General features: G+C 59.7%; 9 protein-coding genes. 7 read left to right on the top strand and 2 right to left on the bottom strand.

Annotated elements, in window-relative coordinates; all coding sequences use genetic code 11:
* The 7 genes from Q3981_RS09590 to Q3981_RS09560 all read left to right on the top strand — a co-directional run.
* The coding region (locus Q3981_RS09590) for a DUF6049 family protein (RefSeq protein ID WP_303125694.1) at nucleotides 1–777 on the top strand (777 nt) is incomplete at its 5' end.
* Between the two features lie 142 nt (nucleotides 778–919).
* The gene (locus Q3981_RS09585; protein ID WP_303125692.1) at nucleotides 920–4,528 is read left to right on the top strand and encodes a murein biosynthesis integral membrane protein MurJ; all 3,609 of its coding nucleotides are present in this window, start codon (nucleotides 920–922) and stop codon (nucleotides 4,526–4,528) included.
* Between the two features lie 161 nt (nucleotides 4,529–4,689).
* Complete coding sequence (locus tag Q3981_RS09580) at nucleotides 4,690–5,439, top strand: RNA polymerase sigma factor (RefSeq protein WP_303125690.1); 750 nt, start codon at nucleotides 4,690–4,692, stop codon at nucleotides 5,437–5,439.
* Between the two features lie 172 nt (nucleotides 5,440–5,611).
* On the top strand, nucleotides 5,612–6,331 hold the full coding sequence (locus Q3981_RS09575; RefSeq protein ID WP_303125687.1) for a hypothetical protein: 720 nt from the start codon (nucleotides 5,612–5,614) through the stop codon (nucleotides 6,329–6,331).
* Nucleotides 6,332–6,360: 29 nt separating this feature from the next.
* Nucleotides 6,361–7,287: a thioredoxin-disulfide reductase gene (trxB, locus tag Q3981_RS09570; protein WP_303125681.1), complete on the top strand. Its 927-nt coding sequence runs from the start codon at nucleotides 6,361–6,363 to the stop codon at nucleotides 7,285–7,287.
* Between the two features lie 199 nt (nucleotides 7,288–7,486).
* On the top strand, nucleotides 7,487–7,810 hold the full coding sequence (gene trxA, locus Q3981_RS09565) for a thioredoxin (RefSeq protein ID WP_204087736.1): 324 nt from the start codon (nucleotides 7,487–7,489) through the stop codon (nucleotides 7,808–7,810).
* Nucleotides 7,811–7,902: 92 nt separating this feature from the next.
* A complete protein-coding gene (locus Q3981_RS09560; RefSeq protein ID WP_303125677.1) occupies nucleotides 7,903–9,081 on the top strand; it encodes an N-acetylmuramoyl-L-alanine amidase in 1,179 nt (392 codons plus the stop codon).
* A 19-nt stretch (nucleotides 9,082–9,100) separates the two neighbouring features.
* On the opposite strand, the gene Q3981_RS09555 is transcribed toward Q3981_RS09560, so the two are convergent.
* Nucleotides 9,101–9,325 carry a hypothetical protein gene (locus Q3981_RS09555; protein WP_303125675.1) on the bottom strand — a complete coding sequence of 75 codons (225 nt, stop codon included), beginning with the start codon at nucleotides 9,323–9,325 and terminating at the stop codon, nucleotides 9,101–9,103.
* Between the two features lie 186 nt (nucleotides 9,326–9,511).
* The gene (locus Q3981_RS10465) at nucleotides 9,512–9,625 is read right to left on the bottom strand and encodes a ribbon-helix-helix protein, CopG family (protein ID WP_368410107.1); all 114 of its coding nucleotides are present in this window, start codon (nucleotides 9,623–9,625) and stop codon (nucleotides 9,512–9,514) included.
* Nucleotides 9,626–9,664: the final 39 nt, after the last annotated feature.

The following is a 9,664-nucleotide window of genomic DNA, read 5'->3' as shown; positions in this document are numbered from 1 at the left end:
GACGCCACCGCATTTTTAGACGCTGTTGGCACACTCCTCGGTGGGGAGGCCACCCCCACCGCGCTATCCGCTATTACCTCCCAAACCCCACATTCCACGGGAAGCGTGAACCGCCCGTATGAGGATCCCGGCGCGGTGAGCAGCGACGATGTGCATCGGGTGGCGACGCAGGCGTCGTCGATCACACGGCTGACCACCATGATGAGCAATGATGACCGAATTGAGCTCACACGCTTTAACTTCACGGCGCCATTACGGACGGATCTCCTTCGGGCACTGACTGACGACGGCCGACGGAGTGAGAAGAAGTACGACACGGTCACTCAGTATTCGGACAATCTGTTGGACAAGAGCCAGGCGATGCTTCACAACCTGTTGACCTCGGTGAAGCTCGTCCCGCCGGGCAATGTGTACACGCGGACGTCGGATTCATCGCCCATTCTGATCGTGGCGCGCAATGGTTTACCGCTCCCGGTCAAGGCGTCGCTCCAATGGCAAGGTCCATCGAACGTTCAGCTCGACGAGCTGAAGCAAACGTTGCCTGCCCGTGGTTCAGTGACGCTCCAGGTGCATGCGGATATCGCGGCACGGAGTAAACAAACGAAACTCAAACTGTGGCTAGCCGGCGACCATAACCAAGCGCTGTCGGAACCCACCACGGTCGCCATTCAATCTGCCCCGGGTATCTCCTGGAAAGGTGTTCTGACTGTGGGGGGAATCCTGGTTACGATCGCCGGAATCGGCCTTATCCTGCGGGAACGGCGAACACGCATGTAGGGTGCCGGCGTTACGATCTGCCCGATGAACTCCCTGTTTTTCCCGCACTCAGTGCCACCCCACCGCCTCAGTATTCCCAATTCACAGCGCTAACGGGCATGTCGATTCCACTTCGTTAAGCAAGTCGGCAACAATGGGCAAGGTGAGTTCAACCGACGAGAACCCAAGCTCCCCAGAGCAGCCCGAGCACCAACCGCGTCACACCGCGGCGTCCCCTCGGGCACGTGCTGGACAACGTGGCCGGATCGTCACCCCCAGGCCCCCTGCTCCAGTACCGGAGCCGAGGAAGAAACCGACCCAGCAGTCTGGCCCCGACCTCTCCGCGCTCAGCGAGCGGCCACGCGCCGACCGGTCCGGTGAGCAAGGAGCACGGGGAAGTACAGAAGCATCCGCCGATCGCGCCTCGTCATCGACGGCGACGGCCACCGCGGTGAAACCCAACCAGGGCCAGGGTGGAAGTGGGGACACGTCGTCCCAGGCGGGCACCAGTGATGGTGAGGACAAGCCGCCTACGAGTACCGACACCGAGGTTGTCCGGGCCGGCGGGACGATGGCCGTCGCCACGTTGCTGTCCCGCATCACGGGGTTCTTCCGTAACCTCCTCATCGGCTCCACGATGGGCGCCGGGGTCGCGTCGGCCTACACCAGTGCGAACACCCTGCCGAACCTCATTACGGAAATCGTCCTGGGCGCAATTTTGACGTCGCTCGTCATTCCCGTGCTCGTGCGCGCAGAGAAAGAGGATGCGGACCACGGTGCCGCATTCATTCGACGCTTGCTAACGGTCGCGTCGGCACTGTTAGTGGGAGTGACAGTGCTCGCCGTCCTTGGGGCGCCGTGGCTGGTGCAGTTGTCCTTGGATGCGAACGGCAAAGTCAATGTCACGATGGCAACGGTCTTTGCTTATCTCCTGTTGCCACAGATCCTGTTCTACGGCCTCTTTGCGCTGCTCATGGCGGTGCTGAACACGAAGGGGATTTTCGGGCCCGGCGCGTGGGCTCCGGTGATCAATAACGTTATTGTGCTGGTCGTCCTCCTGGCGTACTGGTTCCTTCCGGGGTCATTGGACCCAACCCAGCACGTGGCGATCACCGATCCTCACATCCTTTTGTTGGGCGCGGGCACGACGGTAGGTGTTGTGGTTCAGGCGCTCATGCTGTTCCCGTATCTTCGGATGGCCGGGGTTGATCTTCGCCCGCTGTGGGGCATCGATGATCGAGTCAAGCAGTTCGCCGGCATGGGTTTGGCGATCGTCGTTTATGTCGCTATTTCCCAGGCAGGGTATTTCTTCACCAACCGTATTGCGTCGGCGGCCGATCCAGGTGCGCTGTTCATCTACCAGCAGCATTGGTTGTTGTTGCAGGTGCCCTATGGCGTGATCGGTGTGACGTTGTTGACGGCGATTATGCCACGTTTGTCGCGCAATGCCGCCGATGGCGACAACCAGGGCGTTGTCCGTGATTTAACGATGGCCACGAAGATCACGTTGATGGCGTTGATCCCGGTCATCGTCTATTTCACGGTGTTTGGCACGACCATTTCGAGCGCCCTGTTCGCATGGGGTCGTTTCGACGCGACGTCGGCGGAAACGTTGGGGTGGACGCTGAGTTTCGGTGCGTTCACGCTGGTTCCGTACTCGATTGTTCTTCTGCACCTTCGCGTGTTTTATGCCCGCGAGCAGGCGTGGACCCCGACGTTCATCATCATCGCGATCACCCTGACCAAGGTCATTCTGTCCTACTTGGCGCCGTTCCTGGCCACGCGCTCTGATTTCGTCGTCGTGTTGTTGGCGGCTGCCAACGGGTTCGGCTTCATCACGGGTGCGATCGTCGGCGCAGTGTTGCTGCATCGGTCCTTGGGGTCCTTGCGTGGCCGTGAGGTCATGCGGTCGACGACGTGGGTACTCGCCGCGTCCCTGGCCGGTGCTCTCGCCGGCTGGCTGCTGGATCTGGTGCTGCGCGGCGATTGGCTGATGCAGTTCCCGAAGTTGGCCACCTTGATGCGCACCGGTTTGGACGGCATCGTTTTGGTGGCTGTCGCGGGCTTGATCCTGGCGAAGTCTGGCCTGGAGGAGATCGCGATTTTCGGCCGCGCGTTGGCGCGCATTCCGGGGCTGCGTCGCTTCGTTTCGGTGCGGCAGTCCGCGCCGGAGGACATGGTCGGTGTTCCGAATGCGGCCGATGCTGCGGATACGTACAACGTGACCGCCTTGTCGACGGCGTCGCCTGGTCTGCCTCCGATGTCGGCCGGTTTTGTGCGCGGGCCTAAGCTCGTGCCGGGCGCTGCCGTCGCGAATGGCCGGTACCGCTTGTTGGCCGACCATGGCGGCACGAATGCGATGCGTTTGTGGCACGCCCGCGAGCAGGCGTCGGGCAGGGAAGTCGCGCTGACGATTATCGATACCATGCGCATTCCGGGTATCGACGATTACCGCACGGCGCGCGACACGACGGACCGTATTATTGACCGCACCTCTGCCCTCTACGAGGCGAAATGTGCTGGTCTGGCGCAGATCCGCCACATTATCCGCGACTCTGCTGGGGCGATTGTGGTGGCGGATTGGACCCCGGGTTCCGCGTTGGCTGCTGTGGGTCAAGGGCGTCCGGATCCTTATGCCGCGGCGTTTGCGTGTGCCGGTCTGGCTGAGGCGGCGGTAACGGCGCACCGGCTGGATACGGCGTTGGGGATTGACCACCGTGACCGCTTGCGGATTAGTTCGTCGGGTGAGGCCGTGCTGGCTTTCCCCGGGGTTATGCCGCATAACTCGTATGGCCAGGATGTGCACGGCGTCGGCGTGGCCCTGAGCTTGCTGCTGGAGAATGTGAATCCAGTGCCGACGGAGATCGCCGAGCTCCAGGATGAGGCGTTGCACGCTCGATCGGCGGATGCGGAGACCCTGGCGGATCGGCTGCGTCGTACCGGTCTGGGCGATGCGGAGCTCCATGCTGCCGACGAGTCCACCCCGAACCCTGAGGCTCGCCCTGGTTTCGGTGAGGCATCGCGCCGGCCCACGGGCATTGCGGGCATCGGCGCGCTGGCCATTGTTGTGGTTCTGGCAGCCGCGTTGATCGCCACGTATGTGGTGGGCAAGATCAACCGCAGCGATAATGGGCCTCTGAACTCGGGTTCGTTGGGGCGCGCTGGGTCGTCGATTACTCAGGGCGACGGTGCGAAAGCGATTACCCCGACGGCGGCCGCGTATTGGGCTCCGGAGAATGGGCGCGGAACTCCTGATAACCCCGACATGGTTCCTTTGGTTATCGACGGAAATGGGACGACGGAGTGGCGTTCGGATGAATACCAGGCGCAGTTGGGCTCCTCCGCCACGTCGGTGAAGTCCGGCATGGGAATCATGATGACGTTGCCGGAACCCGCGACTGTAACCTCGCTGCGTATCGATGGCGCGAAGAGCGGGACGCACGTGGAAATTCGTGCCGCCGGTTCAGCGACGCCGGCGACCGTGGACGAGACGACGGAGCTGGCGTCGGCCGACCTTGAGGATGGTTCCACAACGATTGATATCCCCAAGGCTGCACGGCAGTCTGCCGCGCCGGGTGCGGAGGGCTCGGCGTCGACGGTTCCCGCCCACACGCAGTATGTGTTGGTGTGGATTACGGCCTTGCCGGTCCCGGATGCTGCGGAGATCTCGGAGATCGGCGTGACTGGTGTGGTGGATAAGCCCCAGTCCAGCACGGTGAAGCCGACGACGGCGCGGTCGATGGCACGGGCGGCGGCCCACGCTGTGGCGTGATCGGTAGCGTGATCTGTTCGCTACCAGGGGTGACGACGTAGGCCTGTAGGCCTCGGGTGTCTATAGCGCTCGGGGCCTACATGGAGGCATACATGTGGGGTCTGCCGGGCCTCCATACCGCGCCGGGTGGTGACATCGGGCGTCGGATATGAGAATCTAGTGTGGTGCTCATCGGGGGGAGGGCGCGGATTTCGTCGGGGGACGGTCCGCTGCCAAATCAATCTCAGAATACTGTCGCGCTAGGGGATGCTGACGGCTCTCATGTCGAAGACCGTCCTGCTGTAGATACTCATCACGCAGTAGATACTCACGCGGCGAACACTCATGCCGATGACGGTCCTGACCGCGGTTATGACTCACGACGCCCACGACCCCGCGACCTGGAAACGATGAGCGACCGGGAGCTTTTCGCCGCGGTCAGCGCAGGTCAGACGGATGCGATGGCGGTGCTGGCCCGTCGGCACGAAAAATCGATCCGCTTCGCTATTTCGCGCTGGGTGGATTGCCCGGAAGATGTGGACGATCTGTGGCAGGACACACTGTTCAAAGCTCAGCGCGCAGCCACGATGTTTCGCGGGCGCTGCGCCCCGGGCACGTGGCTCCACCGAATCGCGGTGAATACGGCGAAGGACTATCTTCGTCGACGGGGGAATGCTCGAATGGTCGTTCTTGACGACGCCACACTTCCCGCGGAATTCTTTCGCGCCAATGAAGGCGGGTTGCGAGCCGCGTTAAAGACCGCGCTGGCCGGCCTGGATGAGCCGTTCCGAACGACGTTTTTGCTCGTTGATCTCTACGGGTTCTCGGTGAAGGAGACGGCGGCGAAGCTGGATATTTCGCCGGGAACGGTGAAGTCGCGGTGCTCACGGGCGCGCCAAGCCCTTCGGACTGCGTTGAGTGAAGAGTTGTGACTGATCCGGAGCACGATCCGCAACGCCGAGAGCTTTTGTAACTAGGGGTTGCCTTATAGCGCTGCCGTACGTCCCACCCTCCCAAAACGCGCGCTGACCAGCGGGGAACCTGCAGCCCGATTGCGCGTCTAATTCACTAACCGCCCACCTGTTGAAACCACTGGAGTGTGTCATGCCTACGTTTTCTCATGAGCCGGAGCCTTCGGCTTGGCCACCCCTGCCGCCTACTGTCTCCGACCTTACCGACGATGACCTGGACTTTTTAGTCAACCATTTGTTGTCTTCCGACGACGAGCTGGGTGAAGATTCGCCCGACGTCGCTCCAGCGTTTGACGGATCGGGTGAGGTGATTCCTTTCCCCACTCGATACTCCTGGTGGCGAATGGCTGCAGTAGTGGTGCTGATCGTGGGTGGCGTGGGATCGTCATTCTTCATTCCAGGCCTGTTCGGAAAAACATCCGCGCCTAACTCGAATTCAGCCCACCTGGACGCAGACCGCTCGACCGCGAATCGCTCAAACACCGCGGTTACTCCACACTCGCAACCACCTAGCACCAAGCGGTCCAATGTGGACTTGATCGCTATGACAAGCGAGCAACAAGCAGCGGCGAAGAAGGCTTTTTCGGGGTCAACAGACCTCAGCAATCTCGATGTTCCCGTCGCGCAATGTTTGTCCACGATCAACATGGCTCATTCGCCGGTGCTCGGGGCCGCTCCCGTCGAAACTGCCCAGCCGGCTGAAGCAGCCCAGCCGGCATCGCCCCGTACCGAATCTCAGCTGCTCATCCTTGGTGCGCCATTGCGCATTGTCGTCGTAGAGCACACGTGTTCTCACGGGGAATCGAGCGTTCTCTTCCGCTCGACCCTGAGTCACGGGGAGAGGACAGGTTAGGCTTTGACATGCCATGTAGCATTGCTCGCATGAGTGTTCACGATGTCATCATTGTCGGATCTGGCCCTGCCGGCTACACCGCAGCCATTTATGCTGCTCGGGCGAATCTCAAGCCCCTTGTGTTCGAAGGCATCGAATACGGTGGTCTACTCATGCAGACCACCGAGGTGGAAAACTACCCAGGCTTCCACGATGGGATTATGGGCCCGTCACTCATGGAGGAGATGCGCCAGCAGGCCGAACGCTTCGGTGCCGAGCTCAAGCAAGACATGGTCGAGAGCATGGACCTGACCGGCGACATCAAGATCGTCCGCTCCGAGGGGGAGGAATACCAAGCGCGAGCAGTCATTATCGCGACGGGTGCAGCCCCTCGCTACCTTGGCGTCAAGGGTGAACAAGAGCACCTGGGTCTCGGCGTGTCCGCCTGCGCCACCTGCGACGGCTTCTTCTTCAAAGACAAACCCATCGTTGTCGTCGGGGGAGGGGACTCCGCCATGGAGGAGGCAGACTTCCTCACCAAGTTTGGTTCCTCGGTCACCATCGTTCACCGACGTGGCGAATTCCGCGCCTCAAACATCATGGTTCAGCGCGCGAAGGAAAATCCGAAGATTAATTTCGAGATGAACGCCGTCGTCACCGAAGTGTGCGGCGACGGTCCCGTCGACCACCTCATTCTCGAAGACACCCAGACAGGTGAGCAGCGCACGCTGACTGCGTCGGCACTGTTTGTGGCTATCGGGCACGATCCCCGCTCTGAGATGGTTCGGGATGTCATCGACACGGACGATAAGGGATACATCCTGGTACAGGAGCCCTCCACGCGGACGTCGATTCCGGGTGTGTTCGCCGCCGGCGACGTCGTCGATAGCCACTACCAGCAGGCCATCACCGCTGCGGGATCGGGTTGTCGCGCTGCGCTCGACGTCGAACATTACCTTGTTGACCTGCGCGGATAAGATGACTGCGGACCCTCATCACCCCCTTAGGACCACGACATATGCGGGATAGTGAATAGAAAACCTGCATCCCGCGTAATACATACATAGAGCGTTCTTCGTAGATAGAGGGTCGCATAAAACCTTCGAACCAACGCTTGTACCTACATCACTAATTCCAGTCGGAATTAACTCCAGCCGGAAAGGATTTCACACCCCCATGACTTCCCCAGTAAACGTCACCACGGACTCGTTCCGTTCCACCGTCGTGGACTCCGACAAGCCTGTTCTCGTCGATTTCTGGGCAACCTGGTGTGGTCCGTGTCGGAAAATGAACCCCGTCCTGGAAGAGATCGCCGACGAATACGACGGCAAGGCTGTGATCGCCAAGGTCAACGTTGACGAGAACGCACCCCTGGCATCCATGTTCCAGGTCATGTCCATCCCGACGATGTTGCTGTTCAAGGACGGCAAGAAAGTTGAAGAAATCCACGGGGCGCACCCCAAATCGCACATCACTACCGCACTTGAGAAACTTCTTTAACTCTATTCACTAACACAACACTGTTCACTGATAGACTGACTCACTGACATTGTTCTAACGGCAGAAATTGGGTTAAAGGGGCTGAGACGATCGTGGAGGAAAACCTGCAAGTGGGGGATAAGAGCCCTCGCGTCGCGGAGGTTCGCACGATCCTCACGAAGGTTGGTCTTCTTAAGCACCCGGTGTCGGAGCACACCAGCACCGACCAGTGGGCTGATGGCGACGATGACTTCGACTATGAACTCCAATCGGCGCTGCGAGCTTTTCAGCAGCAGCGAGGAGTTCTTGCCGACGGGGTTATCAACGACCACACCCTTCGCCTCTTGCGCGAGGCTACCTACTCACTGGGGGCTCGCGTTCTTCTGTATGACCCGTCGTCGCCGATGCAGGGTGATGACGTTGCCCAGCTGCAGTCTCACTTGCAGGAACTTGGTTTCTATTCCTCCCAGATCGACGGACAATTCTCCCGTGACACTTATAGTGCGCTGAAAAACTATCAGCGTGATTATGGTCTTACTGTCGACGGTGTCTGTGGGCCGGACACGCTGAAGGCGCTGTCTTATCTGGGGCGGAGCATTACGGGTGGTTCACGCGCGGCTATTCAGGAGCGTGAGACCGTTCGTGCTGCAGGTCCGCAGTTGTCGGGTAAGCGCATTGTGATTGATCCGGGCCTGGGGCTTTCCACGCCTGGTCATGTTGTGCGGGGCCCTTATGGCGAGCTGACCGAAGAAGAGATTCTATGGGACATCGCGACGCGACTCGAGGGCCGCATGGTCGCGACGGGTATCGAGACGATTATTTCGCGCCCGCGGCAGACTAATTCGACTGATTCGGAGCGGGCCGATATTGCTAATGCCTTCGGTGCGGATCTAGTCATCAGCCTGCGATGTGATTGGTATCACAACGAACGGGCGGAGGGGTGCGCGTCGTTTTATTTCGGATCCCCTCGCGGGCATTCGTCGATCACTGGCGAGTTATTGTCGGGCTATATTCAGCGAGAAATCGTAGCCCGGACTCCGCTGCAGAACTGCCGCAACCATGCACGTACGTGGGATGTTTTGCGCCTCACGTCCATGCCGACGGTTGAGATCGTTTTGGGTTATCTTTCTAATCCGCACGATACTGCGGTGCTGGTGGACCCGAACTACCGTGATGTCATCACGGAGGCCATGTTGATCGCGGTGAAGCGGCTATACCTTGCTGATAATGATGATCAGCCGACGGGCACCTTTACGTTCTCCGAACTCCTCGAACTCGAGTCACAAGGTTAACGACGCAGAGCTAACCGTTTTAGCCACGGTGACGTAATTGGGCGGGGCACCCGTCTGTCATACGCCAAGTAATTTCTAGTGTGTCTTCAGCGCCATCAGGCAAGTCTTCAGCCAGCGCGATAGCCTCGCGGGCGTAAAAATCGAGTTGCCTGAAATTGGGAGCCCACGTAGAGACCCCATCGAGGTTGGTTACGGTGGCTAGCCAGTTTTTCCCCTCGCGGGTGATATCAGCGGTGTAGTTCATAGTAATCTTCTTTTTTCGAGTGCTGGTTCCGACTGTTTTTTCAATACGTCGTAACGTTCCCACGAACAGGTCGAATCTTTATGGCATTGGAAAGTGACTCATCCCGTCATTTTCGACAAACACAACGGTTTCAAGGGAACGGGCGTGAGGATCGAATCTCATGCTTAGTCGCCGAGAGGATACACCTCATGCCTCGGGTTGTGAATGGGTGATGACGTAACGGATGACCTCAGAGCGGTTCGTGTGAAGTTGATCGGCGAGCTGATCGAGTTCAACTAGCTCCGCAGCTGTCAGATGCACCGTTACGACGTGGGTGGGTCGGATGCCTTGGCCAGGGTA

Source organism: Corynebacterium sp. (assembly GCF_030530965.1).
Taxonomy (GTDB): Bacteria; Actinomycetota; Actinomycetes; order Mycobacteriales; family Mycobacteriaceae; genus Corynebacterium.
Note: the sequence above shows the minus strand (reverse complement) of the source record. Positions and strands in the feature narration are given on the sequence as shown.